This is a genomic window from Streptomyces sp. SAI-170 (genome assembly GCF_049739565.1).
In the GTDB taxonomy this organism is placed as follows: domain Bacteria; phylum Actinomycetota; class Actinomycetes; order Streptomycetales; family Streptomycetaceae; genus Streptomyces.
Map to the genome: position 1 here is coordinate 5,845,431 of NZ_JBMGQD010000001.1, position 26,078 is coordinate 5,871,508.

General features: G+C 70.9%; 25 protein-coding genes, 1 tRNA gene and 1 pseudogene. 13 read left to right on the top strand and 14 right to left on the bottom strand.

Annotation, left to right across the window (positions count from 1 at the left end):
* Positions 1-72 precede the first annotated feature (72 nt).
* Complete coding sequence (aceE, locus tag RKD23_RS26200; RefSeq protein ID WP_424855900.1) at positions 73-2,820, bottom strand: pyruvate dehydrogenase (acetyl-transferring), homodimeric type; 2,748 nt, start codon at positions 2,818-2,820, stop codon at positions 73-75.
* Between the two features lie 403 nt (positions 2,821-3,223).
* Between aceE and RKD23_RS26205 the strand changes: the two genes are divergently transcribed.
* The 6 genes from RKD23_RS26205 to RKD23_RS26230 all read left to right on the top strand — a co-directional run bounded on the left by RKD23_RS26205 (position 3,224) and on the right by RKD23_RS26230 (position 7,711).
* Positions 3,224-3,661 carry a DUF3052 domain-containing protein gene (locus tag RKD23_RS26205; protein WP_404034983.1) on the top strand — a complete coding sequence of 146 codons (438 nt, stop codon included), beginning with the start codon at positions 3,224-3,226 and terminating at the stop codon, positions 3,659-3,661.
* Between the two features lie 195 nt (positions 3,662-3,856).
* Positions 3,857-4,315, top strand: a complete 459-nt coding sequence (locus RKD23_RS26210; RefSeq protein ID WP_404034981.1) for a peroxiredoxin — start codon at positions 3,857-3,859, stop codon at positions 4,313-4,315.
* Between the two features lie 112 nt (positions 4,316-4,427).
* A complete protein-coding gene (locus RKD23_RS26215) occupies positions 4,428-5,003 on the top strand; it encodes a calcium homeostasis/redox stress adaptation protein (protein WP_059191513.1) in 576 nt (191 codons plus the stop codon).
* 101 nt (positions 5,004-5,104) lie between these two features.
* The gene (locus RKD23_RS26220; protein ID WP_404034979.1) at positions 5,105-5,680 is read left to right on the top strand and encodes a TerD family protein; all 576 of its coding nucleotides are present in this window, start codon (positions 5,105-5,107) and stop codon (positions 5,678-5,680) included.
* Positions 5,681-5,730: 50 nt separating this feature from the next.
* On the top strand, positions 5,731-6,873 hold the full coding sequence (locus RKD23_RS26225; RefSeq protein WP_424855901.1) for a DUF475 domain-containing protein: 1,143 nt from the start codon (positions 5,731-5,733) through the stop codon (positions 6,871-6,873).
* 100 nt (positions 6,874-6,973) lie between these two features.
* The gene (locus tag RKD23_RS26230; protein ID WP_424855902.1) at positions 6,974-7,711 is read left to right on the top strand and encodes a TerD family protein; all 738 of its coding nucleotides are present in this window, start codon (positions 6,974-6,976) and stop codon (positions 7,709-7,711) included.
* A gap of 36 nt (positions 7,712-7,747) precedes the next feature.
* On the opposite strand, the gene RKD23_RS26235 is transcribed toward RKD23_RS26230, so the two are convergent.
* Positions 7,748-8,566 (bottom strand): TerD family protein, encoded by an 819-nt coding sequence (locus RKD23_RS26235; RefSeq protein ID WP_424855903.1) that lies wholly within the window; start codon positions 8,564-8,566, stop codon positions 7,748-7,750.
* A gap of 187 nt (positions 8,567-8,753) precedes the next feature.
* Between RKD23_RS26235 and RKD23_RS26240 the strand changes: the two genes are divergently transcribed.
* The 3 genes from RKD23_RS26240 to RKD23_RS26250 are packed head-to-tail and all read left to right on the top strand — an operon-like array spanning position 8,754 to position 13,212.
* Entirely contained in the window at positions 8,754-9,926 is a 1,173-nt protein-coding gene (locus tag RKD23_RS26240) for an HpcH/HpaI aldolase/citrate lyase family protein (RefSeq protein WP_424855904.1), read from the top strand.
* 14 nt (positions 9,927-9,940) lie between these two features.
* Positions 9,941-12,406: a phosphoribosyltransferase gene (locus tag RKD23_RS26245; RefSeq protein WP_424855905.1), complete on the top strand. Its 2,466-nt coding sequence runs from the start codon at positions 9,941-9,943 to the stop codon at positions 12,404-12,406.
* A complete protein-coding gene (locus tag RKD23_RS26250; RefSeq protein ID WP_424855906.1) occupies positions 12,406-13,212 on the top strand; it encodes an HAD family hydrolase in 807 nt (268 codons plus the stop codon). The genes RKD23_RS26245 and RKD23_RS26250 overlap by 1 nt, the downstream gene beginning before the upstream one ends.
* 95 nt (positions 13,213-13,307) lie before the next feature.
* Here the strand turns inward: RKD23_RS26250 and RKD23_RS26255 are convergent, their stop codons facing one another.
* From RKD23_RS26255 to RKD23_RS26270, 4 genes are all read right to left on the bottom strand, one after another.
* The gene (locus RKD23_RS26255; RefSeq protein WP_424855907.1) at positions 13,308-13,520 is read right to left on the bottom strand and encodes an FmdB family zinc ribbon protein; all 213 of its coding nucleotides are present in this window, start codon (positions 13,518-13,520) and stop codon (positions 13,308-13,310) included.
* A 30-nt stretch (positions 13,521-13,550) separates the two neighbouring features.
* Positions 13,551-14,132: a DUF4383 domain-containing protein gene (locus RKD23_RS26260; protein ID WP_424855908.1), complete on the bottom strand. Its 582-nt coding sequence runs from the start codon at positions 14,130-14,132 to the stop codon at positions 13,551-13,553.
* 118 nt (positions 14,133-14,250) lie between these two features.
* Positions 14,251-15,645 (bottom strand): hypothetical protein, encoded by a 1,395-nt coding sequence (locus RKD23_RS26265; protein WP_424855909.1) that lies wholly within the window; start codon positions 15,643-15,645, stop codon positions 14,251-14,253.
* A gap of 131 nt (positions 15,646-15,776) precedes the next feature.
* Positions 15,777-16,553, bottom strand: a complete 777-nt coding sequence (locus RKD23_RS26270) for a DUF4097 family beta strand repeat-containing protein (RefSeq protein WP_424855910.1) — start codon at positions 16,551-16,553, stop codon at positions 15,777-15,779.
* Between the two features lie 194 nt (positions 16,554-16,747).
* Here RKD23_RS26270 and RKD23_RS26275 point away from each other — a divergent pair.
* Positions 16,748-16,819, top strand: a tRNA-Val gene (locus tag RKD23_RS26275).
* A 39-nt stretch (positions 16,820-16,858) separates the two neighbouring features.
* On the opposite strand, the gene RKD23_RS26280 is transcribed toward RKD23_RS26275, so the two are convergent.
* The 4 genes from RKD23_RS26280 to RKD23_RS26295 form a co-directional block, all read right to left on the bottom strand.
* A complete protein-coding gene (locus RKD23_RS26280) occupies positions 16,859-17,776 on the bottom strand; it encodes an RNA polymerase sigma-70 factor (protein WP_424855911.1) in 918 nt (305 codons plus the stop codon).
* 103 nt (positions 17,777-17,879) lie between these two features.
* Entirely contained in the window at positions 17,880-18,227 is a 348-nt protein-coding gene (locus tag RKD23_RS26285; RefSeq protein ID WP_404034955.1) for a hypothetical protein, read from the bottom strand.
* A 163-nt stretch (positions 18,228-18,390) separates the two neighbouring features.
* Complete coding sequence (locus RKD23_RS26290) at positions 18,391-19,293, bottom strand: ketopantoate reductase family protein (RefSeq protein WP_424855912.1); 903 nt, start codon at positions 19,291-19,293, stop codon at positions 18,391-18,393.
* Positions 19,294-19,348: 55 nt separating this feature from the next.
* Positions 19,349-20,137, bottom strand: coding sequence for an MBL fold metallo-hydrolase (locus RKD23_RS26295; protein WP_424855913.1), 789 nt, complete (start codon positions 20,135-20,137; stop codon positions 19,349-19,351).
* A 99-nt stretch (positions 20,138-20,236) separates the two neighbouring features.
* Here RKD23_RS26295 and RKD23_RS26300 point away from each other — a divergent pair, with 99 nt between their 5' ends.
* Positions 20,237-20,473, top strand: coding sequence for a DUF2277 domain-containing protein (locus RKD23_RS26300; protein ID WP_424855914.1), 237 nt, complete (start codon positions 20,237-20,239; stop codon positions 20,471-20,473).
* 9 nt (positions 20,474-20,482) lie between these two features.
* Here RKD23_RS26300 and RKD23_RS26305 read toward each other — a convergent pair whose 3' ends face one another.
* A complete protein-coding gene (locus RKD23_RS26305) occupies positions 20,483-21,109 on the bottom strand; it encodes a DedA family protein (protein ID WP_424855915.1) in 627 nt (208 codons plus the stop codon).
* Positions 21,110-21,354: 245 nt separating this feature from the next.
* Here RKD23_RS26305 and RKD23_RS26310 point away from each other — a divergent pair, with 245 nt between their 5' ends.
* Positions 21,355-21,927 (top strand): superoxide dismutase family protein, encoded by a 573-nt coding sequence (locus RKD23_RS26310; RefSeq protein WP_424855916.1) that lies wholly within the window; start codon positions 21,355-21,357, stop codon positions 21,925-21,927.
* 65 nt (positions 21,928-21,992) lie between these two features.
* On the opposite strand, the gene RKD23_RS26315 is transcribed toward RKD23_RS26310, so the two are convergent.
* The 3 genes and pseudogenes from RKD23_RS26315 to RKD23_RS26325 form a co-directional block, all read right to left on the bottom strand.
* Positions 21,993-22,445: a DoxX family protein gene (locus RKD23_RS26315; RefSeq protein ID WP_424858335.1), complete on the bottom strand. Its 453-nt coding sequence runs from the start codon at positions 22,443-22,445 to the stop codon at positions 21,993-21,995.
* 153 nt (positions 22,446-22,598) lie between these two features.
* A pseudogene (locus RKD23_RS26320) lies at positions 22,599-24,248 on the bottom strand (alkaline phosphatase D family protein); the annotation flags it as partial.
* 62 nt (positions 24,249-24,310) lie between these two features.
* Positions 24,311-24,955 (bottom strand): HNH endonuclease family protein, encoded by a 645-nt coding sequence (locus RKD23_RS26325; RefSeq protein ID WP_424855917.1) that lies wholly within the window; start codon positions 24,953-24,955, stop codon positions 24,311-24,313.
* Positions 24,956-25,333: 378 nt separating this feature from the next.
* On the opposite strand from RKD23_RS26325, the gene RKD23_RS26330 reads away from it, so the two are divergent.
* On the top strand, positions 25,334-25,915 hold the full coding sequence (locus RKD23_RS26330) for a TMEM165/GDT1 family protein (protein ID WP_424855918.1): 582 nt from the start codon (positions 25,334-25,336) through the stop codon (positions 25,913-25,915).
* The last annotated feature ends 163 nt before the right edge of the window (positions 25,916-26,078 follow it).

Consider the following 26,078-nt stretch of genomic DNA (forward strand, 5'->3'; position numbering starts at 1 on the left):
CAATCGTAGGTCTGCGCGCTCAGGCCCTGTCTTCCGGATCATGCCGGCGTCGCGGGGTCTGGAAGACAGGCCCTACGCGTCTCCGCCCGCGGCCCCCGGATCGGCGGCGGAGACGTCGAGCAGCTGGTACCGGTCGACGGCCTGCTTCAGCACCGACCTGTCGACCTTGCCCTCGCGCGCCAGCTCGGTCAGCACCGCCACCACGATCGACTGGGCGTCGATGTGGAAGAACCGCCGCGCGGCACCGCGCGTGTCGGCGAAGCCGAACCCGTCGGCGCCCAGGGACTGGTACGACCCCGGCACCCACCGCGAGATCTGGTCCGGCACCGACCGCATCCAGTCGGAGACCGCGACGAACGGCCCCTGCGCCCCGGCGAGCTTGCGCGTCACGTACGGCACGCGCTGCTCCTCCTCCGGGTGCAGCAGGTTGTGCTGCTCGCACGCGACGGCCTCGCGCCGCAGCTCGTTCCAGGAGGTCGCCGACCAGACGTCGGCACGGACGTTCCACTCCTCGGCGAGGATCTTCTGCGCCTCGACCGCCCACGGCACGGCGACACCGGAGGCCATGATCTGCGCCGGGATCGACCCGCCCGTGCCCTCGCTGAAGCGGTAGACGCCCTTGAGGATGCCCTCGACGTCCACGCCGTCCGGCTCGGCGGGGTGCTGGATCGGCTCGTTGTAGACGGTGAGGTAGTAGAAGACGTCCTCGCCGTGCGGGTGCTCCTCGCTGCCGCCGTACATCCGGCGCAGACCGTCCTGCACGATGTGCGCGATCTCGTACCCGAAGGCGGGGTCGTACGCGACACAGCCCGGGTTGGTCGAGGCGAGCAGCTGGGAGTGGCCGTCGGCGTGCTGGAGGCCCTCACCGGTCAGGGTCGTACGGCCGGCGGTCGCGCCCAGCACGAAACCGCGCGCCAGCTGGTCGGACATCTGCCAGAACTGGTCGCCGGTGCGCTGGAAACCGAACATCGAGTAGAAGACGTACACCGGGATCAGCGGCTCGCCGTGCGTGGCGTACGCCGAGCCCGCCGCGATCAGCGACGCCGTGCAGCCCGCCTCGGAGATGCCGTCGTGCAGCATCTGGCCGGTCGGGGACTCCTTGTAGGCGAGCAGCAGCTCCCGGTCGACGGCCTCGTACTGCTGGCCGAGCGGGTTGTAGATCTTCGCGCTCGGGAAGAACGAGTCCATGCCGAACGTGCGGTACTCGTCCGGCGCGATCAGCACGAACCGCTTGCCGAGCTCCTTGTCCCGCATGAGGTCCTTCAGGAGCCGGACGAAGGCCATGGTCGTCGCGATGGACTGCTGACCCGAGCCCTTCTTCACGGTCGCGTACGTCTTGTCGTCCGGCAGCGCGAGCGGCTGGGAGCGGACCACGCGCGTGGGGACGTAGCCGCCGAGGCCCTTGCGGCGGTCGTGCATGTACTGGATCTCCTCGGAGTCCCGCCCGGGGTGGTAGTACGGCGGGAGCCCGCTCTCCAGGTCCTTGTCGGAGATCGGCAGGTGCAGCCGGTCGCGGAAGCGCTTGAGGTCGTCGACCGTCAGCTTCTTCATCTGGTGCGTGGCGTTGCGGCCCTCGAAGTTCGGGCCCAGCGTCCAGCCCTTGATCGTCTTGGCGAGGATGACGGTCGGCTGCCCCTTGTGCGCCTTGGCCGCCGAGAACGCCGCGAAGATCTTCTTGTGGTCGTGACCGCCGCGGCCCAGGTGCAGGATCTGGTCGTCGGTCATGCCCTCGACCATCGCGCGCAGCCGGTGGTCGTCGCCGAAGAAGTGCTCGCGGATGTAGGCGCCGGACTCGGTGGCGTAGGTCTGGAACTGCCCGTCCGGGGTGGTGTTCATCTTGTTGACGAGGATGCCGTCGCGGTCCTGGGCGAGCAGCGGGTCCCAGGTGCGGTCCCAGATGAGCTTGATCACGTTCCAGCCGGCGCCGCGGAACACCGACTCCAGCTCCTGGATGACCTTGCCGTTGCCGCGGACAGGGCCGTCCAGGCGCTGGAGGTTGCAGTTGACGACGAAGGTGAGGTTGTCCAGGCCCTCACGCGCGGCGATGGTCAGCTGCCCCAGCGACTCCGGCTCGTCCATCTCGCCGTCGCCGAGGAAGGCCCACACATGCGACTTGGAGGTGTCGGCGATCCCGCGCGCGTGCATGTAGCGGTTCATCCGCGCCTGGTAGATCGCGCCGATCGGGCCGAGGCCCATCGACACGGTCGGGAACTCCCAGAAGTCCGGCATCAGCCGCGGGTGCGGGTACGAGGACAGGCCGTACGGCGCCTTCGACTTCTCCTGGCGGAAGGCGTCGAGGTTCTGCTCGCTGAGCCGGTCCAGCAGGTACGCGCGCGCGTAGATGCCCGGTGAGGCGTGGCCCTGGAAGAAGACCTGGTCGCCGCCGTCGCCCTCGTCCTTGCCGCGGAAGAAGTGGTTGAAGCCGACGTCGTAGAGGGACGCGGAGGACGCGAAGGTGGCGATGTGGCCGCCGACGCCGATGCCGGGGCGCTGGGCGCGCGAGACCATCACGGCCGCGTTCCAGCGCGTGGCGTTCAGGACCCGGCGCTCGATCTCCTCGTTGCCCGGGAAGAACGGCTCGTCCTTGGTGGCGATGGTGTTGACGTAGTCCGTGCTGCGCATCTCCGGCACGGCCACGCGCTTCTCGCGGGCCCGCTCGATCAGCCGCAGCATGAGGTAGCGGGCACGCTCCCGCCCGCGCTCGTCGATGGCGGCGTCCAGGGAGTCGAGCCACTCCTGGGTCTCGTCGGGGTCGAAGTCAGGAACCTGACTGGGAAGGCCGCCAATGATGATCGGATTGCGATCGGATCCGGGAACCACGCTGTTCCTTACCTGTCGGAGGGCCGTACTTCGGGGGTTCGGCGGGGGTTCGGGTCTGCCTGCACCGCTCCTAATCGTGTACCTCGGGGCGGCAAACGTCATCTCTACCGAGAGGTAACCGAGAGGTAACGGGCAGACCCGGCAACTCGGTGCAACCATGTTCGAGCCTCGTACCCAGAGATGGTTCCCAAACGCCCAAACGGGGCAGAAAGGTGTGGTGTGCGTCACCATTGATCGAGAGCGCATGCCTGAAGTTGCGGTGACAGCGCCAGGATCGTCACCGTTTCGGCGGTCTGGACGGCCGGGTACTTGCGCGATCCGTCCCGCCCGTGTGGACTACGGCCAATGCTTCGCGCACGCGCGTGGCTGAGTTATTTCCCAAGACATGATCAGGAGGCAACCCGTGAGCGCGACCGCGGACCACGCGGAGGAGCGGACGAGCCCTGCCGTCAGGCTGGGGTTCCAGCCCGGGCAGGTGGTCCAGGAGATCGGCTACGACGACGACGTCGACCAGGAGCTCCGCGAGTCCCTCGAGGAAGTCATCGGCAGCGACCTGGTGGACGAGGACTACGACGACGTGGCCGACGCCGTGGTGCTCTGGTTCCGCGACGACGACGGCGACCTGACGGATGCGCTGGTGGATGCCACCACGTACATCGAAGAAGGCGGCGCGATCCTGCTCCTCACCCCGAAGACCGGGCGTGCGGGCTATGTGGAGCCGAGCGACATCTCGGAAGCCGCGACGACGGCGGGGCTGTCGGCCTCCAAGAGCGTCAGCGTGGGCAAGGACTGGAGCGGCAGCCGGCTGGTGACGCCCAAGGCGGCCAAGACGAAGAAGTGACCCCGGCCCCGTCCTGAAACCCAAGAGGACGGGCCGAGCCTCCCGCTCGGCCCGTCCTTCGGCATGTCCGGGCCGTCTGCGCGGAGTGTCTGCCCGGATGTCGCCGTCTGCCCGGGTGTCCCGCCCGCCCGGCCCTCCCGGCTCCCTCGTAGGGTGGTCCCACCCGAACAGCCCCACCGAAGGGAACTGCCCGAGATGACCGTCCAGGTCGGCGAAAAGGCTCCTGACTTCGAGCTCAAGGACAACCACGGCCGCACCGTGAAGCTCTCCGACTTCCGCGGTGACAAGAACGTGGTGCTGCTCTTCTACCCCTTCGCCTTCACCGGCGTGTGCACCGGCGAGCTGTGCGAGGTGCGCGACAACCTGCCGAAGTTCGCCGACCGCGACACCCAGGTGCTCGCCGTCTCCAACGACTCCATCCACACCCTGCGCGTCTTCGGCGAGCAGGAGGGCCTGGAGTACCCGCTGCTCAGCGACTTCTGGCCGCACGGCGAGGTCTCCCGCGCCTACGGCGTGTTCGACGAGGACAAGGGCTGCGCGGTGCGCGGCACCTTCGTCATCGACAAGGAGGGCGTCGTGCGCTGGACCGTCGTGAACGGCCTGCCGGACGCCCGTGACCTGAACGAGTACGTCACGGCGCTCGACACCCTCTGATTCTTCGCCCCAGGGCCTGCGTGGCGCGGGAACCCGTCACTAGGATCGACTCGTTCGATCCGATGACAACGCACGACGGGGCACCCCGCCCCTGGACACCAATGGAGGACTCGTGGGAGTCAGCCTCAGCAAGGGCGGCAACGTTTCGCTGACCAAGGAGGCCCCGGGCCTGACCGCGGTCATCGTCGGTCTGGGGTGGGACGTCCGCACCACGACCGGCACGGACTTCGACCTCGACGCGAGCGCCCTGCTGCTGAACAGCTCCGGCAAGGTCAGCAGCGACGCCAACTTCGTCTTCTTCAACAACCTCAAGAGCCCCGACGGCTCGGTCGAGCACACCGGCGACAACATCACCGGTGAGGGCGAGGGCGACGACGAGCAGATCAAGGTCAACCTCGCCGCCGTTCCCGCGGACATCGAGAAGATCGTGTTCCCGGTCTCGATCTACGACGCCGAGAACCGCCAGCAGTCCTTCGGTCAGGTCCGCAACGCGTTCATCCGTGTCGTGAACCAGGCGGGCGAGGCGGAGATCGCGCGCTACGACCTCTCCGAGGACGCCTCCACCGAGACCGCCATGGTCTTCGGTGAGCTCTACCGCCACGGCGCGGAGTGGAAGTTCCGCGCCATCGGCCAGGGCTACGCCTCGGGCCTGCGCGGCATCGCCCAGGACTTCGGCGTCAACGTCTGACAGTCGCGAGAAAGTCACCGTCCGGCGTCGCACGGTTTATGTGCGGCGCCGGACGTGCAGGACAGCCACGTAAAGCAACACCTCGGGGAGGGACCAGCATCATGGGCGTCACGCTCGCCAAGGGAGGAAATGTCTCCCTGTCCAAGGCCGCACCCAACCTCACGCAGGTGATGGTCGGGCTCGGCTGGGACGCGCGCTCCACCACCGGAGCCCCCTTCGACCTGGACGCCAGCGCGCTGGTGTGCAGCGGCGGGCGGGTCATGGGGGACGAGTGGTTCGTCTTCTACAACCAGCTGACCAGCCCGGACGGCTCGGTGCAGCACACCGGTGACAACCTCACCGGCGAGGGCGACGGCGACGACGAGTCCCTGATCATCGACCTCTCCAAGGTCCCTGCCCAGTGCGACAAGATCGTCTTCCCGGTCTCGATCCACATGGCCGACGAACGCGGCCAGACCTTCGGTCAGGTCAGCAACGCCTTCATCCGTGTCGTCAACCAGGCCGACGGCCAGGAGCTCGCCCGCTACGACCTCAGCGAGGACGCGTCCACCGAAACCGCGATGATCTTCGGCGAGGTGTACCGCTACCAGCAGGAATGGAAGTTCCGGGCAGTAGGCCAGGGGTACGCGTCCGGTCTGCGGGGCATCGCTCTAGACTTCGGAGTCAACGTTTCGTAAAGCCGAGTGCGGCGCGGGGGATTCCCGTACACGTATGGATTGGGTAGCCAGTGCTTCTGAAAACCTTCGGCTGGTCGTTCGCGGTCACCGCGCTCGGCCTGGTCGCGGCGGTCTTCTACGGGGGGTGGACCGCCTTCGGCATCGTGGCGATCCTCTCCGTCCTGGAAATCTCGCTGTCGTTCGACAACGCGGTGGTCAACGCCGGAATCCTGAAGAAGATGAATGCCTTCTGGCAGAAGATCTTCCTCACGGTCGGTGTCCTCATCGCCGTCTTCGGCATGCGGCTCGTCTTCCCCGTGGTCATCGTCGCCATCAGCGCCAAGATGGGCCCGATCGAGGCCGTCGACCTCGCGTTCTCCGACAAGGACCGCTATGAGCAGCTGGTCACCGACGCGCACCCGGCGATCGCCGCGTTCGGTGGCATGTTCCTGCTGATGATCTTCCTGGACTTCATCTTCGAGGACCGGGACATCAAGTGGCTGGGCTGGCTGGAGCGCCCGCTCGCCAAGCTCGGCAAGGTCGACATGCTGTCGGTCTGCATCGCCCTGGTCGTCCTGCTGGCCTCCGCGATGACCTTCGCGACCCACGCGCACCTGCACGCCGGCCACGCCGACAAGGCAGAAACCGTCCTGCTGTCCGGCATCGCCGGCCTCATCACGTACATGGTCGTCGGCGGTCTCTCCGGCTACTTCGAGGACAAGCTCGAAGAAGAGGAGGAACGCGAGCACGAGGCCGAGGAGGAAGCCGAGCGCACCGGCAAGCCCAAGTCGGCGGTCGTCCTGGCCGGCAAGGCCGCGTTCTTCATGTTCCTCTACCTCGAGGTCCTGGACGCGTCCTTCTCCTTCGACGGGGTCATCGGCGCCTTCGCCATCACCAACGACATCGTCCTGATGGCCCTCGGCCTCGGCATCGGCGCCATGTACGTCCGGTCGCTCACGGTCTACCTGGTCCGCCAGGGCACCCTCGACGACTACGTCTACCTGGAGCACGGCGCCCACTACGCCATCGGCGCCCTCGCGGTGATCCTGCTGGTCACCATCCAGTACCAGATCAGCGAGCTCATCACCGGCTCCATCGGTGTCATCCTGATCGGCTGGTCCTTCTGGTCCTCCGTGCGCCGCAACCGCGCGCTGGCGGCCGCCGAGGGAAATCCGGGCTCGGACGAGAAGACTGAGGTCTCGTCCGGGGTGTGACACCCTCACGGGTGAGGAACGCTTTCCGGCGGGGCGGCGTCGAGGACCAGTCCTCCGACGCCGCCCCGCCGGGGTTTTCTACGTCAATTGGGGGCGGGACATGGGCTTGCTGGACGGACTCTGGCGCGGGCGGGACACCCAGTTCGACTCGGGCAGCGCGTCGAGCAACGCGATCGAACTGACCAGACGCCACAGCCAGGTCTCCCTCACCAAACAGGGCGCGGCCACCGGCAACCTCCGCGTCAACCTCTCCTGGCGGATGCGCACCTCCGACCTCGGCGGCCCCCAGCGCGAGAGCCTGCTGCGCCACCCCTTCAAGGCACTCAGGCCCCCGGAGGTCATGGGCCACACCCAGAGCATGGTCAACGTCGACCTCGACCTCGGCTGCCTCTACGAACTCCAGGACGGCACCAAGGGCGTCGTCCAGCCCCTCGGCGGCTATCTCGGCGACGTCAACGCCCCGCCCTACGTCAAGCTCAGCGGCGACGACCGCTTCGGCTCGGGCTCGGGCGAGACGATCTACGTCAACCTCGACCACCGCGAGCAGATCAAGCGCCTGCTGGTCTTCGTCTACATCTACGACCAGACCCCGGCCTTCGACCGCACCCACGCCGTCGTCACCCTCTACCCGAGCAACGGCCCCCGGATCGAGATCAGCCTCGACGAACGCCACCCCCAGGCCCGCTCCTGCGCGGTCGTCCTGATCGAGAACGTCAAGGACGAGATCATGGTCCGCCGGGAGGTCAAGTTCGTGTACGGCTTCCAGGCGGAACTGGACCGGCTGTACGGCTGGGGCCTGCAGTGGGGCAGGGGCTACAAGACGAAGGCCGAGAGGTGACGTGGCCGTCTTTCAGGGGCGCGGGGCGGGCAGACGCTACCGCCCGATGAACTGCGGCCCTTGAGGAGGCAGCTGGAACTCCCCGACCGGCTGCGGATAGCCGTAGGCCGGCTGCGGATACCCATAGGCCGGCTGCGGATAGCCGTACCCCGGCTGCTGAGGCACCGCGGTGGTCGGCGCCTCCGGAGGCAGCGGCTGCGCGGCCTCGGGCGCCCCGGCCTGCGGGGACTCGCCCTGCGAGGACTGGGAGGACTGGGAGGCCTGCGAGGAGGCCTGCGAGAACTGCGAGGCCTGCGAGGACTCGGCCACCTCGCCCTCGTCCACGGAGATGCCGTAATCCGTGGCCAGCCCCTTCAGCCCGTCGGAATAGCCCTCCCCGAGCGCCCGGAACTTCCACCCGTCGCCGCGCCGGTACAGCTCCCCGCAGATCAGCGCGGTCTCCTGACCGGTCTCCGGCTTGATGTCGAAATACGCCAGCGGTTCACCCTCACCCGCCGACGGGTCGTACAGCGAAATCCGCAGCGAACGTACGCGGTCGAAAGTCACCCCGTCGGCCGAAGCGACCAGCAGAATCCGGCCGACTCCGGACTCGACACCGGCCAGATCTGTCTGGATCGTGTCGGTCAGGCCCTCGGTGACCCGCTTCTTGCCGAGCCGCCACACCTGCCCGGAGGGGTGCCGGGGCTGGTTGTAGAAGACGAAGTCCTCGTCGGAGCGCACACGACCGTCGAGGCCGAGGAGCAGCGCCGAGGCGTCGACGTCCGGAACACCCTGCCCGGGCGTCCAGCGCAGCACAGCGCGCACCGTGGTGGCTTCGACCGGGACGTTCGACCCCTTCAGCATCGCGTGCGTCATGCGGCCATCCTGCCTTCTCGGTCCTGGTCACGACAATGCGGGGGTGCGGTGGAGAAACGGACGGCTGTGCGCGCCCGCGTTACCGGAAATTCATGCCCTGAGGGAACCTCGGACATGGACTCCTACGTACTATTACCGGCCACCCATCGTCACCTCACAGGTCAATCCGGCACCACGGGGGAGCTTTATGCGTCATTTCGGGCACATCGCCCCTGAGGTGCGACAGCGCCTCTTCCATCAGGAGCCGTGCGCATTCACCGCCGGCTCCCCGGCCCGGCTGCTGTCCGCGGCCCTGGGCGCCACGCTGTACAGTCCGGCGACCCGCCCCCGGCTCGCCGACGACATCGTCAAGCAGACGGCACGCGGCGTGGTGTCGATGGTGCTGTGCCTGGAGGACTCCATCCACGACGCCGAGGTGGCGGGCGGTGAGGAGAACCTGGTCCGCCAGTTCACCGAGCTGGCCGGGCGTGCCCCGTACGCCGAGGACCCCCCGCTGCTGTTCATCCGCGTCCGCGCCCCCGAGCAGATCCCCGACCTCGTGCGGCGCCTCGGCCCCGCGGTCCGGCTGCTGTCCGGCTTCGTGCTGCCCAAGTTCACCGAGGAGCGCGGCATCCCCTTCCTGGAGGCGCTGAGCGTCGCCGAGGCCGCGAGCGGACAGCGGCTGTTCGCGATGCCCGTGCTGGAGTCGCCCGAGCTGCTGTACCGGGAGTCGCGGGTGGAGACCCTGGAGGGCATCTCCCGCGCGGTCGACAAGTACCGCGACCGCGTCCTCGCCCTGCGCCTCGGCGTGACCGACTTCTGCTCCTCGTACGGCCTGCGCCGCGCGCCCGACATGACCGCGTACGACGTCCAGATCGTGGCCTCCGTGATCGCCGACGTGGTGAACATGCTGGGCCGCGCCGACGGCACCGGCTTCACGGTGACCGGCCCGGTGTGGGAGTACTTCCGCGTGCAGGAACGTATGTTCAAGCCCCAGTTGCGCCGCAGCCCCTTCCTGGAGGGACAGGCCGAGGAACTGCGCGAGGCGCTGCTCGAGCACGCCATGGACGGCCTGCTGCGCGAGATCACCCTCGACCAGGCCAACGGCCTCACAGGCAAGACCTGCATCCACCCCTCCCACGTGCTGCCCGTCCACGCGCTGTCCGTCGTCAGCCACGAGGAGTACAGCGACGCCCAGGACATCCTGCGGCCCGAGCGACTCGGCGGGGGTGTACTGCGGTCGGCGTACACGAACAAAATGAATGAGGTGAAGCCGCACCGCGCCTGGGCCGAGCGGACCATGCTGCGCGCCGAGGTGTTCGGCGTGGCACGTGAGGACGTCGGTTTCGTGGAGCTGCTCGCCGCCGGTATCCCCGGCTGAAGACACAGGAACTCATGAAGCATTCAGAGAACAACGGGGTCTGGTCCGGCGCCTGGGTCGCGGAGCGGCTCGGGGTCGGACTGGAGGGCGACGACAGCCTGACGGCCCTCTTGGGCCTCGCTCTGCGCCGCAACCCCAAGCGGGCCCACCTGCTGGTGTCGAACGTGCTGGGCAAGCACGTGCCCCAGTCGCCGTCCGTCGTCCATGGCCACGGCGTCGCCCTCGGCCGCCGCGTCCGCGACCTCCTCGGCGAGCAGGAGGCGGCCCGCGCGGTCGTCCTCGGCTACGCGGAGACGGCGACCGGCCTCGGCCACTCGGTCGCCGACGGCCTCGGCACCGCCCCCTACCTCCACTCCACCCGCCGCCCTGTCCCCGGCGTGGCCCCCGCGGGCGGCTTCGAGGAGTCCCACTCCCACGCCACCTCCCACCTCCTCCTCCCCGAGGACCCGGCCCTCCTGGCGGGCGACGGCCCCCTGGTCCTGGTCGACGACGAGTTCTCCACCGGCAACACGGTGCTGAACACGATCCGCGACCTGCACGCGCGCTACCCCAGGCGCCGCTACGTGGTGGTGGCCCTGGTGGACATGCGCTCCCGCGAGGACGCGGGCCGCCTGGAGGAGTTCGCGCGGGAGATAGGCGCGAGGGTGGACCTCGTGGCCACGGCCTCCGGGACCGTACGCCTGCCCGAGGGCGTCCTGGAGAAGGGCCAGGAACTTGTGACGAGGTTCGAGGTGGGTAACTCAGGGGCGCGGGGAACTGCGCGAGCAACCCACGACAACCCGCAGCCGCCCGACAACGAAATCACCCACGTCGATCTGCGTTGGCCACAGGACCTCCCCGACGGCGGAAGACACGGCTTCACCCCAGCCCACCGCGAGCACCTCGACGCAGCCCTCCCGGAAATGGCAGCCCGCCTGGCAGAGGCCCTCCCGGCCGAGTCGCACAGCGTCCTCGTCCTCGGCAACGAAGAGCTGATGTACGCCCCCCTCCGCCTGGCCCAAGAACTGGAACAACTCCTCCCCGCGACGCAGATACGGTTCTCCACAACGACCCGCTCACCGGTCCTGGCCATAGACGACCCGGCGTACGCCATCCGCACCCGCCTCGTCTTCCCGGCCCACGACAACCCCGCCGACGGCCCCGGCGACCGCTACGCCTACAACGTCGCCGGCGCCGGCTTCGACGCCGTCGTAGCCGTGGTGGACTCGGCCGGCGACACAGAACAACTGCACGCCCCCGACGGCCTCCTCGCCCAGCTGACGGCACACATCCCGCACGTCGTCCTCGCCGTCGTGCCGTCCTACGTCCCCGAAAGGCCCACCATGCTCCCCGAGCCGCTCCGCGGCCCCGCCTTCTCCTCGTACGCCCCGGAGGAGGTCGGCTGGCTGCTCCAGGACCTCTCGGACGTCACGCTGGAGGCCCCCACCGAGGAGCGCGAGGAGGCCATCCAGAGCGGCGGCGCGCACTACGCCGAGTCGCTGCCGGTGGAGTACCAGCCCAGCGAGCAGTACCAGGCGCTCTTCCACACGGCTCTGGAGGAGTCGGCGGCCCGCCTCGCCCAGGCGGTCGGCGCGGTCACCGAGCTGGTGCTCGCCGAGCGGTCGCCCCGCCCCGTGCTGGTGTCGCTGGCCCGCGCGGGCACCCCGGTGGGCGTGCTGATGCGCCGCTGGGCGCAGGCCCGGCACGGCGTGGACCTGCCGCACTACGCCGTGTCGATCGTGCGCGGCCGCGGCATCGACGCCAACGCGCTGCGCTGGCTGGCCGCCCACCACGACCCGGCCGACGTCGTCTTCGTCGACGGCTGGACCGGCAAGGGCGCCATCACCCGCGAACTGGCCGCCGCGATCGAGGAGTTCGAGGCGACGGGCGGCCCGGCCGGCTTCGACCCGGAGATCGCCGTCCTCGCCGACCCCGGCTCCTGCGTCCGCACGTACGGCACCCGGGAGGACTTCCTCATACCCTCGGCCTGCCTCAACTCCACGGTCTCCGGCCTGATTTCGCGTACGGTGCTCAGGGCCGACCTGGTGGGCCCGCACGACTACCACGGCGCGAAGTACTACCGCGAACTGGCGGGCGCCGACGTCTCGGTGGCCTTCCTGGACGCGGTGTCCGCGCGCTTTGCGGAGGTCCAGGACGCGGTGGACGCGACGGTGAAGGAGCTGCAGTCCGGCGACCGCGAGCCGACCTGGGAGGGCTGGGCGGCGGTCGAGCGGATCAGCGAGGAGTACGGCATCCACGACGTCAACCTCGTCAAGCCGGGCGTCGGCGAGACCACCCGGGTGCTGCTGCGCCGGGTGCCCTGGAAGATCCTGGCCCGGACCGGGGCGGGCGCCGACCTCGACCATGTACGGCTGCTCGCCGAGCAGCGCGGTGTGCCCGTCGAGGAGGTCGACGGCCTGCCGTACACCTGCGTCGGGCTGATCCATCCCCAGTACACACGCGGCGCGACGGGCGCCGACGGAAAGGCGGTGGCGCTCTGATGCCGGTGCTCGTGGCGAGCGACCTGGACCGGACCCTGATCTACTCCTCGGCGGCCCTCGCGCTGACCATGCCGGACGCGCGGGCGCCCCGGCTGCTGTGCGTCGAGGTGCACGAGAGCAAGCCGCTGTCGTACCTGACGGAGACCGCGGCGGAACTCCTGACGGAGCTGGGCGACGCGGCGGTCTTCGTGCCGACGACGACCCGCACCCGCAAGCAGTACCAGCGCATCAACCTGCCGGGCCCGGTCCCGAAGTACGCGATCTGCGCCAACGGCGGCCACATCCTGGTCGACGGCGTCTCCGACCCGTACTGGCAGGCGGCCGTCACGGCCCGGCTCGCCGACGAGTGCGCCCCGCTCGCTGAGATCCGCGACCACCTCATGGCCACCGCCGACCCGGTGTGGGTCCGCAAGCACCGGATCGCCGAGGACCTCTTCGCCTACCTGGTCGTCGAACGCGAGCTGCTGCCCGAGGAGTGGGTCAAGGAACTCGCGGTCTGGGCGGAGAACCGCGGCTGGACGGTCTCGCTGCAGGGCCGCAAGATCTACGCCGTCCCCAAGCCGCTCACCAAGAGCGCGGCCGTACGCGAGGTCGCGAGGCGCACGGGAGCGGACCTCACCCTCACGGCCGGCGACTCCCTCCTGGACGCGGACCTGCTCCTCGTCGCCGACCAGGGCTGGCGCCCGGGCCACGGCGAACTCGCCGAAGCCGACTGGACGGCCCCCCAGATCACCGCCCTGCCGGAGAGAGGCGTACTGGCGGGAGAGCGCATCCTCCGCGAGTTCTTGAAGGCGACCCGAGGGTAGACGCCCCTAGGGGCGCGGGGCTGTGTCGATATGCGGCTCCGCCGCGTGGGCGCGGGCAACCACGAAGCACCCGCACCCGACGACGAACGGCAGGGTCAGCCGCAACACCCTCCACCACAGCAACCGCCCCCGCCGCCCGCCCTCTGCGCGGGCGCGGCGGCGGTGCCACCGACCGCGACGGTCGACAACAGCTTGACCGTGTCGTCATGCCCGGAGGGACACGCGGCGGGGTCGGAGGACTCCGCCATCGGCCGACTCATCTCGAACGTGTCACCGCAGGTACGGCACCGGTACTCATAGCGAGGCATGCGCACAGATTAACCGCGCCGACCAGCAGGTCAACCGCCATCCTTCGGCGGCAGGGAGTCCCGGGTGCGCGGCCCGGTCGAGAGATCCGGCGCCCGCTGCTCGGCCTCCGCCTGCCCCGGGTGGCGAGCCCGCCAGTACGGGTTGTCGTGCGGCAGCGCAGAACCGACCCGCCCGTACATCCCGAAGGTCATCAGCAGGATGCCGACGACAAAGCTGAACAGGCAGTTCTGGATCTCGAAGGCCAGGAAGTTGTACTCGGTCTCCAGCAGGCCCAGATTCAGCAGGCCGTTGATGATGAACAGCACGCCGAGGACCATGTTCAGCGTGGACGCGAAGTTCCCGCCGATCACCATGCCGACGAACAGGAGCAGGCCGACGACGATCGACAGGACGCTGAGCGCGCCGTTGGTGTTCAGGCCGGCGACCTGGTCACCGCCGGTGTCGAAGAAGCCGATGTTGTTGGTCAGCCCGAGGATGCCGAAGGCCAGCAGGACCAGGCCCATCAGACCGGCTCCGACTCGGTAGACCTTGCTCAGCCGGTGGTCGACGGGAAGGTGTTCGTCGAGCTTCAACCCCTGGCGCGATCCGGAGTGGAACGCGTGTGTGGCCATGTCCGCCTCCCTTGGGTGCGGTACTAGCGGAGGCCTACTGCGTACCCCCAATATCCGCCCGGCTCACACGGTGCGCAAATGGCGTGCACATGGCCGTGCACCGGGCCGGGCCGGGGGCTCAGTGACCGGTGCCGCGCTCCTCGCGGATCTGCGCCACCACCCGCGCCACGCTCTGCCGCACGCCCTCCGTCTCGGTCAGGAAGTGCCAGTAGTCGGGGTGCCGGCCCTCCAGCGTGCCGATGGCCCGCTCCAGGCGTGCCACCGAGTCGTCCAGCGGGCGGGCGTGCCGGGGATCGGGGGTGCTGCGCCCGGCCATGGCCAGCCGCTGCGCGTCCCGGATCGCGAACCGGGTCCGCTCGATCTCCTGCTGCGGGTCCTTCTGCACGGCGTTCAGCCGCTTCAGCCGGTCCCCGGCCGCCGAGACGGCCTCGTCCGTGCTGTTCAGCAGCGCCCGCACGGTCGACAGCAGGGCCGTGGCGTCCGCCCACCGCTGCTCGTCGCGCGCGGCCCGCGCCTCGGCGAGCTTCGCCTCGGCCTGCCGTACGTGCTCCTCGGCCTGCTCCGGCACATGCTGGAGGTCCTGCCAGCAGGCGACGGTGAACCGTCGGCGCAGCTCGCTGAGCACCGGCTCGACCTGCCCGGCGCGGGTGGTGAGCGCCTGGGCGCGGGTGCGCAGGGACACCAGCCGGTGGTCGATCTCGGCGGCCCGCTCCGGCAGCCGCTCGGCCTCCGCGCGGATCGCCTCGGCCTCCCGCGACACGCGCTCGGCCCGGTCCAGGGTCTGCGGCACCCCGTGCTGCCCGGCGCCCTGGTTGAGCCGGGTCAGCTCCGGGGCGAGGGCCGCGAGCCGGGCGGCGAGGTCGTCGGCGCGCAGGCCCGAACCGCGGACCGCGTCCAGCGCGTTCGAGGCGGCCAGCAGCGCCTGCCGGGCCCGCTCCACGGCGGGCGCGAGCCGGGCCAGCTGGGTCTCGGCCTTGCCCAGCAGCGGGCCGAGGCTCTGCGCGAACCGGTCCAGGTCCGCGTTGACCCTGACCAGCTCGTCCTTGGCCGCGGTCAGCTCGGTGCGGGCGCGGGCGGCCGCCGACGCCTCCAGGTCGTCGCGGTCCAGGTCATGGGCGTCCACGGCCTGGATGTAGCGCTGACTGGCCTCGTCGATCCGGCGGCCCAGGTCCGTGAAGTCGGCGGCGGCCCGCTTGGCGGCGGGGGAGTCGTCGACCGCGGAGATGGTCTCGATCGAGATCCGCAGATCCCGCTGGGCGGTGTCGAGTTCGTAGAACGCGGCCGCCGCGTCGTCCTTCGCCGCCTGCGCCTCCGCGCGCTGGCTGTCCGCCCGCCCGCCGAACCAGCGCCGGGTGCCGCCACCGGCGAACGCGGCGGGCAGCGCCAGGCCGACGGCCAGGGGCAGCGCGGCGAGGGCGAGGGTGTCGCGCAGGGCGTCCCGCAGCGCGGGCCGCGCGGGGCGGCGGGCGCGCCGCTTCGACGGCGAATACGGCTGCGGTGGTGTCGCCGTCACATCCCTCTCCCGTGCTGTCGCGCCCTGCCGGTGTCATTCTCCCACCGGTTAAGGACGAACACACGGGCCTGTCAGTTCGCGACGGAGACGGCGAGTTCGGGAAGGACCGTGGACGCAGGGCCGCGCCGGCTTCATCCAGCCGTGTCGGCCGTGTCGACCGTGATGCCCCCGTCGCCGGTCTGGGCGGATATCAGGTGGCGGCTGGAGTCGTCGCGGGGGACGTCGACATGGACGGAGCCGTCGCCGGTGCGGGTGGTGACGTGATAGGTGGCGCGGGGCAGCTCGAGGTGGACCGAGCCGTCGCCGGTGCGGGTCTTCACCACGTCCGGCACGGCGCCCAGGTCGAGGTGGATGGAGCCGTCGCCGGTCTCGGCGTTGACCTGCCGGGCGGTCGTCTCGGCGCGGATGGAGCCGTCCCCGGTGCGCAGGTCCAGCGGGCCGGTGCTGTCGCTGACCCGGACCGAGCCGTCGCCGGTGCGGATGCTGAGGGCGTCGTGGAAGCCGCTGGCCTCGACGCTTCCGTCCCCGTCCTCGACCTTCACCTCGATGCCGCGCGGCACCTCGATACGGTGTCTGGCCTCGCAGTCGGCGATGAACCCCGAGCAGTCCACCCGGAGCTTCAACCGGTCGTCCGCCATGGCCCAGCTGATGTCGGGGCTGTCGCCGAGCACCACCTGGCCGTCGAACCACCGGGTGACCTCGACGCTGTCCCGCTGCCCGCCGTCCACGGCGACTATCTCCAGCGCCGAGTCCTCGGAGTCGATGGTGAGGGTGCGTCCTTCCAGTGCGAAGGAACGGCTCTCCGGCTTCTTGTCGTCCCCGGAGGACGCGCATCCGGCGAGCCCGCCGACGACGAGTGCGACGGCACCGGCGATGACGGCCGTGCGCACGATGACGGAGCTGCCCATGACGATTCCCCCTGGTCTTCCCTGAAGACGACTGCGCCCGGCCCGGCGGCCGGTACGACACTCTCCGACCGTACGGTCCGCCCGGGCACCGGGGGATCCGGGCCGCTCCCGGATTCATGGTGGGGTTTTCCCCCGGAACCTCTAAGGGTTTGCGGGGCACCACCCCCGGCAATGTAGGCTGTCGACTCGTTCACGGGTGCGTAGCTCAGGGGTAGAGCGCCTGCCTTACAAGCAGGATGTCGGCGGTTCGAAACCGTCCGCGCCCACATCGACGGCCCCCCGGAGTGATCTCCGGGGGGCCGTTCTCATGAGCGGCGGGCCTGCCGTACCTCGCGGTCCGCGGCCCAGGCGTCGCCGACCGGGCCGAGGTGGGCCAGTTTGTCGGGGTTGATCACCGTACGGATGGCTTCGATGCGGCCGTCGACGACGTCGAGGGCGAGGGTGTGCAGGACGCGGCCGTCGCGGTCGCGGAAGATCGCGCCGGGCTGGCCGTTGATCCGGTGCGGCTCGAAGGTGATGTCGACCCGGGCCATCAGGGGGAAGACGGAGCCCAGCAGGCGGGCCACGTTCTGCGCGCCGACGACGGCCCTGGCCAGCTGCGGGGCCTTGCCGCCGCCGTCGCCGACGAACTGGACGTCGGCGGCCAGCAGGTCCTGGAGTCCGCCCACGTCGCCGTCCCGCAGCGCGTCGAAGAAGCGGGTCGCCAGCCTCTGGCGCTCCTCGTCGTCCGCCGTGAAACGCGGCCGCCCGGCCTCCATGTGCCGCCGCGCCCGCACCAGCAGCTGCCGGCAGGCCGACTCCGAACGCCCCACCGCCGAGGCGATCTCGTCGAAGCCGAAGGCGAACACCTCCCGCAGCACGAACACCGACCGCTCCAGCGGGCTGAGCCGCTCCAGGAGGACCAGGGCCGCCATGGACACCGAGTCGGCCAGTTCCGCCGACCGCGCGGGATCGTCGTACGGGTCGTTCAGCAGCGGTTCGGGGAACCAGGGGCCGACGTACTCCTCCCGTCGCACGCGCGCGGAACGCAGTACGTCGATGGAGATCCGGGTGACCGTGGCCGACAGGAACGACTTCGTCGACCTCGGGACGGTCGTGGTGTCGGCGTAGCGCAGCCAGGTCTCCTGTACGGCGTCCTCGGCCTCGCTCACGCTGCCCAGCATGCGGTAGGCGATCGAGAACAGCAGCGGCCGCAGCTCCTCGAACTCCTCGATCTTGCTCACGCCGTCATCCCCCTGAGACTCTCGCGCCCGGCGGCGCGGGCGGCTTGTCGTGAACACCATGATCACGGCCGGTCAGCTTAACGCCCGCGCTTTCGGGGGGCGTTCAGCTTTCCGCGTCCTTGTGGGCGTTCTCATGGGCATGCTTGAGCTGGGAGCGTGCGGTCACGCGGTCCGGGCCGGAGATCTCCGACCAGAAGCGGTGGGTGGTGATGAAGACGGCGAGTTCGTGTTCGCGGCGGCGGAGCTTCTCCACCTCGGCCTGTTCGTCCTCGGTCCAGCCCGGGGAGGCGGGGCGCTCGACCTTGCGCCAGCCGCCGCTGTCGCTGAAGCCGTCGAGGGGTTCCACCGACCAGGGAAGACGTTTCAGCAGGGCCGACAGCTCGGCCCGGACCTGATGCAGCTCCTCCTGACCGGCTAGCAGGTCGCTCGGGAAGTCATAGGTCGTTGCCACGCGGCAATGCTACGCCTGTTCGATTTTGAGGTGCGAGCAGCTTCCCGTGGTTCACACGAACGGTGTACCGGCGGATGAACGAGTGTTCGGGGCGCATGCGCGCGCGGGTGCCCAGGGCGTCGATCCGCCCAGGACACCCGCGTGTACCGCAGAGGCGAGCGGCTCAGCCGGCCGTCGCCGTCAGCTCGGACACCAGCCGCGTCGCCACCGGCACCGGCACCCCGTGGCGCTGCGCCGCGCGCAGCAACGCGCCGCCGATGGCGTCCAGTTCGAGCGGTCGGCCGGCCTCGGCGTCGCGCTGCATGGACGACTTCGTGGCGGCCGGGAAGGCGTCGTAGCGGGCGAGGGCCTGGGCCGGCTCGGCCGGACCGCCGCTGGCGCCGCTGACCGCGGCCGTCTCCTCGACCAGGGCCGTCAGCTCCGCGCGGTGAGCGGTGCGTACCTCGCCCAGGGGGAGGCCGAGCCGGGTGGTGAGCAGCGCGAAGGGTGCGAGGAAGGACATCTTGGCCCACAGCGCGGCCGCCTCGTCCGGCACGACCCGGGTCTTCGGGCCGGCCGCGGTGAAGGCCGCCGCGAGGGCGTCCAGGCGCTCGTCCGGCACCGGGTCCCCGGCGAGGTCGATCTCGGCGAACGGGCTGCCGTGCTCGATCTCCCCGGGCGCCACGCGCGTGGACTCCACCCGGATCACCGCGGGCGCGACCCGGTCGGCGCGGTAGTGCTCGCGCAGGGTGGCCGGGTGCTCGACGCCGTTGAGGAACGGCACCAGCAGTCCGTCGCCGAGGGCCTCGGCCGGCACGCGCGCGAGAGCCTCGCCGAGCGTCGTCTGCTTCACGGTGACCAGGCAGGCGTCGACCGGCTCGCGCAGCTCGGTGTCCGCCTCCACGCGCGCGGTGAAGTCGCCGAAGAGGCCGCTGCGGACGCTGATCCCGGAGGTGCGCAGGGTGTCGGCCGTCTTCTCGCCGGCCAGGCAGATCACGCGGTGGCCCGCGCGGGACAGCAGCGCGGCGAGCAGGCCGCCCACGCCACCGGGTCCTAGTACGGCGATGCCGAGGTTGTCGTGCGCCATGGATGTGGCTCCTTGTCGTCGGTCGGCCCCGATGCGGTGGCCGCCTCGTTGTCGATCATGACAGAGGCGGCAGGGCCACGGAACCGCCGGGGCTCAGCAGATGCAGCCGCTCGGACAGGCCGGCGGCCTCGAAGGCCTTGGTCAGCGTGGGGCCGTCCTCGGTGAAGTGGCCCCAGTGCTCGAAGTGCAGCGGTACGACATGCCGGGCGCCGAGCAGGGTGGCCGCCTCGGCGGCACGCTCGCTGGTCAGGGTCAGCGGGGCGTCCGGCACGAGGGGCGTGCGGGCGGCCCCCGCGAAGAGCACCGCCACGTCGAACGGGCCCTCGCGGTCGGCGATCTCCCGGACCCGGTCCAGCGAGGCGTTGTCGCCGCTGACGTACACCTTCGGCAGGCCCTCACCGGACAGCACGAACCCGGTGACCTCCCCGACCAGCGGCTCCGACCCCTCCGGGCCGTGCAACGCGGGTACGGCGGTGACGCGCAGCGGGGTGCCAGGGGCGTCGGGGCGCTCCACCTCGACATGCTCCCAGGGCGCCAGACCCCGCACCGGGCCGCCCACGCGCGCGTGCGCCGACGGAGTCGACAGCACGACCGGCACCTCGCCGAGATAGGCACGGCCCGAGGTGTCGAGGTTGTCCGGGTGGTGATCGTGCGACAGCAACACCGCGTCCACCACCCCCACTTCCTCCACCCCGACCGCCGGCCCGACCTTCTTGACCAGCGTCCGCGACCCGACCGCGTACTCGCCCGGCGCGTCGAAGGTGGGGTCGGTCAGCAGCCGCAGTCCGCCCAGGGTGAGAAGAGCCGTGGGGCCGCCGATGTAAGTGATCTCCAAAGTGGTCATGATCGGCACAAGGGGGGAGTGGCCGGATGTATTTCCTCCGGTTCCGCTGGGGGTGGACGTTCGCCTGCGCGGCGCATCCTGCGGCGCAACACTGGAGGCATGTGCCGCAGCATCAAGACCCTCCGCCCGCCCGTGCTGCCCGAGGAGGCCACCGAGGCCGACATCCGGGCCGCTGCCCTCCAGTACGTCCGGAAGGTTTCCGGCTTCCGTGCCCCGGCAGCTCATAACCGCGAGGTCTTCGACCAGGCCGTGGACGCCGTGGCCGAGGCGACGGCCGCGCTGCTGTCCGGCCTGGAGGTGCGGGGACAGGGGGCGGCGGTCAGAAGGGCGAGCTAGGGGCCCGGCCTACGCAGGCTCCGCGACCTCGCGCGGTCTGCGCATCAGGTACGCCGCGCCGGAGCCGGCCGCGAAGAGGGCCAGGACCGAGACGCCGGTGGCGAGCCAGCCCGCGCCGAGCCAGTGGGTGCCGAAGTAGCCGAGGGCGACGCTGTAGGTGGCCCAGGAGAGGCCGGCAAGGGCGGACCAGGGCAGGAAGTCGCGGGCGCGGCTGTGGGCGGCGCCCGCGCCGAGGGAGACGACCGAGCGGCCGGCCGGGGCGAACCGGGCGAGGACGACCAGCGCGCCACCGCCCTGGGCGAGGGCCGTACCGAGACGTTCCTGCGCGAGGGCCAGCCGCGGCGAGCGGGCGATCGCACGGGCCAGCCGCGTGCCGTCGCGCCAGGCCAGCCGGTACGCGACGAGGTCGCCCAGCACCGAGGCCGTGGCGGCGCACAGCGTCAGGGCCAGGATGTCGGGCACGTCGTGCGGGACCCGGCCGGCCGCGGCGCCGGTCCCCGCGGCGGCCGCGGTGGCCCCCATGATCACCAGCACCCCGCTGGGCAGCACCGGCAGAAACACGTCGAGCAGGACGGAAACGCCCACCAGGGCATAGATCCATGGACTTCCGGCCAATGAGCCGAGACTCTCGAACACAACCACTCCCCGTACGACCCCCCGTGGCCCGGCCTGCCGCGATGGCGCGCGGGGAGCGGCAAGAGGGGCCGTTGACAGCCATACAGCGTACGCGGCGGCTGTGACGGGAGGTTCACAGGGGGCTCGTGTGCCCGGCACGCCGCCTTCACCGCCGCGTCACCTGGCAACGGGAGCGGACCCGCAGCCGATGAACGGGTACATAAGGCGCGTAACACACGAACCTGATGCGAGGGACGGTACAGATCATGGTGGGAGCTCTCTGCGCCGGAGCCGTCGCGGCGGCCCTGGTCGCCACAGGCCCCGGCGGCGCGGGCGGACACGTGGCAGGCGCGGACGGACGCGCGGACGGCTACTGGATGCGCACGCAGGCCCGGTTCGCCCCGCCCACCGCCTTCGTGCCGTCGGCGGCGATCACGTACGACATGGACCTCGTCCCGGCCGCCGCCTGGATCGAGGTCTCCCAGCACACCGAGCCCCTCGGTGCCACGACCGTCCGGCTGCGGGTCGAAGGGATGAAGCCGGGCCACGCCTACGGCGTCCAGGTGCACCAGAAGCCCTGCGGCGCCGACCCGGCCGCGGCCGGGGAGCGCTACCGGCACGCGTCCGGCACCGGCGAGCACCGCGCCGGCCCCGAGAACGAGGTGTGGCTGGACTTCGCCCCTCGCGCCGACGGTTCCGCCGAGGCGGCCGCGCATCACAGCTGGGGCTTCCGGCAGGGCGAGGCGTCCTCCGTCGTCCTCCACGACCGGCCCGGCGGCGAGGGCACCCGCGTGGGCTGCTTCACCGTGCCCTTCGGCTGGGTCACGGGCGCGGGCTGACCCGGACACGGGAACGGCGCCCTTCCCCCGGCATGCCGAGGGGAAGGGCGCCGTACGGCACCGGCTTACGCCGCGACGGGCGACGTCTCCGCCGCCTGCTCCGTCCGCCCCGCCGAGCGGCGCGTGAGCAGGCGGTCCAGGCCGAAGGCGCCGGAGCCGGTGAAGACCAGCAGGAAGAAGGCCCAGCAGAACATCGCCGAGGCCTCGCCGCCGTTCTGCAGCGGCCACAGGGCCGAGCCCTGGTGCACGTCGAAGTAGGCGTACGCCATGGAGCCGGAGGCCAGGAACGCGGCGGCGCGGGTGCCCAGGCCCAGCAGGACCAGGCTGCCGCAGACGAGCTGGATGACGGCCGCGTACCAGCCGGGCCAGGTGCCCGAGGGGATGGTGCCGCCCGTGCCGGCGGCGCCGCCCAGGACGCCGAAGAGCGAGGCGGCGCCGTGGCAGGCGAAGAGCAGGCCGACGACCACGCGGAACAGGCCTAGGACGTAGGGCTGGGCGGAGTTCAGTCGGTCGGTCATAGGGGGAGACTCCTTCGGTCGGACCGGTCCGGGGCGGACCGGCCGGGGGACGTGCCGAGCGGGTGACCGAAAGGTTAGGGTGACCTCATCATTGCTTGCAACTTCAACATTTAGCCACTCTTGACGCGCCCCGCCCCCTGATCCCGCCCCGTCCTCCGTCACCCGGACCTCCTCCACCGTCACAAGACGCGCCCCACCCTCGCCCTTGCCGCCGCCCCCGGACTCCGCCCGGGCCCGCTCCAGCCGCAGCATCGCCCCGCGCCCCCGCAGCGTCAGTGTCATCAACTGGTTGCCGAACCACGGCCCGCCCGTCCTGTGCCAGTCGATCGAGGGCCGCGGCACCTTTCCGCGCCCGGCGAGGGCGCGCCCCAGCGCCCGCCCGAGCCGGCTCCAGCCGAACCGGAAGCCCAGCCGCATCGACAGCGGCACGGAGTTGTGCACCGGGGAGCAGGTCAGCTGGAGCGTCCGGGCCTCGGGGCCCGACCCGGCCGGCCAGGACGGCTCGGCGATGTACGCGTGGTGCACGTCCCCGGAGAGGACCAGCACACTCGCGGGCGCCCCGGGACCCGAGCCCACCTCGGCGATCAGCGCCGCAAGCGCCTCGAAGGAGCCCGGGAACGCCGCCCAGTGCTCCAGGTCCGCCGCCCGCCGCAGCCGCTCCCCGAACCGCGCCCGGCGTGACCCCTCCTCGCCCCGGCACAGCGCCGCGCTCCAGCCCTCGGCGTCGTGCACCAGGTGCGGCAGCAGCCACGGCAGCGAGGTGCCGATCAGCAGGTGGTCGACCTCGTCCCGCGCGTCCAGGGCCTGCGCCCGCAGCCACGCGGCCTCACCGGGGTCGAGCATCGCGCGCGCGTCCTCCGCCAGCACCCGCGCCGCCCGGCTGTCCACCATCAGCACGCGCACCCGCCCGAAGTCCCGGCGGTAACTCCAGCGCACGGAGGCCGGGTCGGCGTCCGCCCGGCAGGCGAAGGCGCGCAACGCCTCGGTGCCGTCGGGGACTTCGCGTACGGCGGCGTAGAGCGGGTCGGCGGCCAGTTCGGCCGGGCTGAGGTTGCCGAGGTGCTGGTGGACCCAGTACGACATCAGCCCGCCCAGCACCCGCTCGCGCCACCAGGACGTGGCCCGCATGTCGGCGACCCAGGAGGCGGAGGTGTTCCAGTCGTCGACGACATCGTGATCGTCGAAGATCATCAGGCTCGGCACGGTCGACAGCAGCCAGCGCACCTCCGGGTCGAGCCAGGACTCGTGGTAGAGCCAGGTGTACTCCTCGTAGTCCGCGACCTGGCTGCCCGGCGGGTCCTTCAGGTCGCGGCGCGCCGCCAGCCGGCGCCGGAACGCCGGGGAGGTCTCGTCGGCGTACACCTGGTCGCCGAGCAGCAGCAGGACGTCGGGCCGCTCGGCCCGCGGGTCGGCCGCCAGGCGGGCGGCGAGGGTGTCGAGGGCGTCGGGGCCGACCGGGTCCGGCTCGCCGGCCGGGGGAGCGGCCCAGCGGCAGGAGCCGAAGGCCACGCGGACCGGCCCGTCCCGTCCGGTCAGGCGGATCTCGGAGGGCGGGGCGTCCGGCAGCGGCCACACGCGTGTGCCGTCCAGGATCACCTCGTACGCCGTCGAGGTGCCGGCGGTGAGGCCCGTCACCTCGACCAGGGCGTAGTGGTGCCCCGCGATCTGGAAGGTGGCCGCGGAGCCGCGGGCACCGTCCGCGCAGCGCACCTCGGTGGTGCAGGGGCGGCTCGTCTCGACCCAGACGGTCGCGGACGAGTCGCCGGTGTGTCTGAGCAGTGGTCCGAGCCGGAGTCCCGCCACGCGACCCCCTCCTTCGTCGCCCCGTACGGTACGGAAGGAGGGGGCTGCGGGCGAGGTTCCGGTCAGCAGGGGGCGAGGTAGTTCTGCAGTGCGGTCTTCTCGGCCGAGTCGACCGACAGGCCGTAGTAGTACTTCACCTGTACCCAGGCGCGGACGTAGGTGCACCGGTAGGCGGTGCGCGACGGCATCCAGGTGGCCGGGTCCTGGTCACCCTTGGCCTGGTTGACGTTGTCGGTGACCGCGATGAGCTGCGGGCGGGTCAGGTCGTTGGCGAAGGCCTGGCGGCGGGAGGTGGTCCAGCTGTCGGCGCCGGAGTCCCAGGCCTCGGCGAGCGGGACGAGGTGGTCGATGTCGAGGTCGGAGGCGGCGGTCCAGGTGGCGCCGTCGTAGGGGGAGTACCAGCTGCCGCTGGTGGCGGCGCAGGAGGAGTCGGTGACGACGTTCGAGCCGTCCCGCTTGAGGACCGTCTCGCGGGTGTTGCAGGTGCCGGAGACGGTGATCCAGTGCGGGAAGAGGTCGCGGCTGTAGCCGGTGCGGTCCTCGGTCGCGACGGTGAGGGCGGCGAGGTAGCTGCGGGCCGTGGCGCCGCTGACCGGGGTGGGGAGGGCGGCGGAGGCGGTCGGGCCGTTGAAGAGGCCGACGGAGGCTATGAGTCCGGTGAGTGCCGCGACTATGCTCAGGCGTCGACGCGCGTAGAACCTGGCCATGCTGAACTCCCTTGGGGTGTGGGGGTGTTGCGTGCGGGCGTGGGAATGCTCGCGGTGGGGCGTTGCGAACGGATGTGCGCCGGGTGAGAAGTTAGTGACGTGCGCATGACACGACAAGGTTCGGGTTCGAACTTCTCCTCGCGTACGATGGGCGGCGCAGAAGGGGAGTAGCTCTTCGCCGGACCGTCGACATACTGCTCAGCCCAGGCTGGGCCGGCGCCCGGAGCCGGGTCCTCACCAGGACCGGCCAGCGAGACCTTCGGCAAGCAGTGCCCGCCCGTGCCGTACGGCAGGGGTGACGTGCGCTGCCCTTGCCGAGGTCGCGTCCGAAGGGTTCACGCACTCTCGGTGGGGGCAGTCCCGACCGATTGAGGAACCTTGATCAGCCTGTCCGTCACGGCGCTCGTCTTCGGCGTCGTCTTCCTCGCCGAGCTGCCCGACAAGACCGCGCTCGCCGGTCTCGTGCTCGGCACCCGCTACCGCGCCTCCTACGTCTTCGCGGGCGTCGCCGCCGCCTTCGCGCTGCATGTCGCGCTCGCCGTCGCGGCCGGCAGCGTGCTCACGCTGCTGCCCCAGCAGATCCTTCACGCGCTGACCGGTGTGCTGTTCCTGGGTGGCGCGGCCGTTCTGCTGATGAAGAAGGACGAGGACGAGGAGGAGGTCCGCCGGCCGGAGAACCAGTCGTTCTTCAAGGTCGCCGGGGCCGGGTTCATGCTCATCCTGGTCGCCGAGTTCGGCGATCTCACGCAGATCATGACCGCCAACCTCGCCGCCCGTTACGACGATCCGCTGTCCGTCGGTCTCGGTGCGGTGCTGGCCCTGTGGGCGGTCGCCGGGCTGGGCATCGTGGGCGGAAAGGCCCTGATGAAGCGGGTTCCGCTGGTGCTCATCACCAAGATCGCCGCGCTGCTGATGCTGGGCCTCGGGCTGTGGAGCCTGTGGGAGGCCGTGGCCGGATGAGACGGCCGGGCGAGCTGAACGGAAGGTGAAGGTTTCCGCAGAGGCTGGCGCGATGCCGGAAATGTTTTGTACCGTGGAGAAACAAAGTGGCTCCCGCCCGTTTTCCCTGACCGGCGGGCGGGGCCGCCTTGTTCCTCCGGGGGAGACGGCGGGGCCACCCCCC

Bases quoted from the DNA above. Each gene is read 5' to 3' on its own strand.
- RKD23_RS26220 (WP_404034979.1), top strand. From the start codon at position 5,105: ATGGGCGTCACGCTCGCCAAGGGAGGAAATGTCTCCCTGTCCAAGGCC.
- RKD23_RS26230 (WP_424855902.1), top strand. From the start codon at position 6,974: ATGGGCTTGCTGGACGGACTCTGGCGCGGGCGGGACACCCAGTTCGAC.
- RKD23_RS26255 (WP_424855907.1), bottom strand. From the start codon at position 13,520: ATGCCTCGCTATGAGTACCGGTGCCGTACCTGCGGTGACACGTTCGAG.
- RKD23_RS26325 (WP_424855917.1), bottom strand. From the start codon at position 24,955: ATGGCCAGGTTCTACGCGCGTCGACGCCTGAGCATAGTCGCGGCACTC.
- RKD23_RS26290 (WP_424855912.1), bottom strand. From the start codon at position 19,293: ATGGCGCACGACAACCTCGGCATCGCCGTACTAGGACCCGGTGGCGTG.
- RKD23_RS26310 (WP_424855916.1), top strand. From the start codon at position 21,355: ATGGTGGGAGCTCTCTGCGCCGGAGCCGTCGCGGCGGCCCTGGTCGCC.
- RKD23_RS26245 (WP_424855905.1), top strand. From the start codon at position 9,941: ATGAAGCATTCAGAGAACAACGGGGTCTGGTCCGGCGCCTGGGTCGCG.
- RKD23_RS26210 (WP_404034981.1), top strand. From the start codon at position 3,857: ATGACCGTCCAGGTCGGCGAAAAGGCTCCTGACTTCGAGCTCAAGGAC.
- RKD23_RS26295 (WP_424855913.1), bottom strand. From the start codon at position 20,137: ATGACCACTTTGGAGATCACTTACATCGGCGGCCCCACGGCTCTTCTC.
- RKD23_RS26260 (WP_424855908.1), bottom strand. From the start codon at position 14,132: ATGGCCACACACGCGTTCCACTCCGGATCGCGCCAGGGGTTGAAGCTC.
- RKD23_RS26250 (WP_424855906.1), top strand. From the start codon at position 12,406: ATGCCGGTGCTCGTGGCGAGCGACCTGGACCGGACCCTGATCTACTCC.
- RKD23_RS26270 (WP_424855910.1), bottom strand. From the start codon at position 16,553: ATGGGCAGCTCCGTCATCGTGCGCACGGCCGTCATCGCCGGTGCCGTC.
- RKD23_RS26235 (WP_424855903.1), bottom strand. From the start codon at position 8,566: ATGACGCACGCGATGCTGAAGGGGTCGAACGTCCCGGTCGAAGCCACC.
- RKD23_RS26240 (WP_424855904.1), top strand. From the start codon at position 8,754: ATGCGTCATTTCGGGCACATCGCCCCTGAGGTGCGACAGCGCCTCTTC.
- RKD23_RS26315 (WP_424858335.1), bottom strand. From the start codon at position 22,445: ATGACCGACCGACTGAACTCCGCCCAGCCCTACGTCCTAGGCCTGTTC.
- RKD23_RS26300 (WP_424855914.1), top strand. From the start codon at position 20,237: ATGTGCCGCAGCATCAAGACCCTCCGCCCGCCCGTGCTGCCCGAGGAG.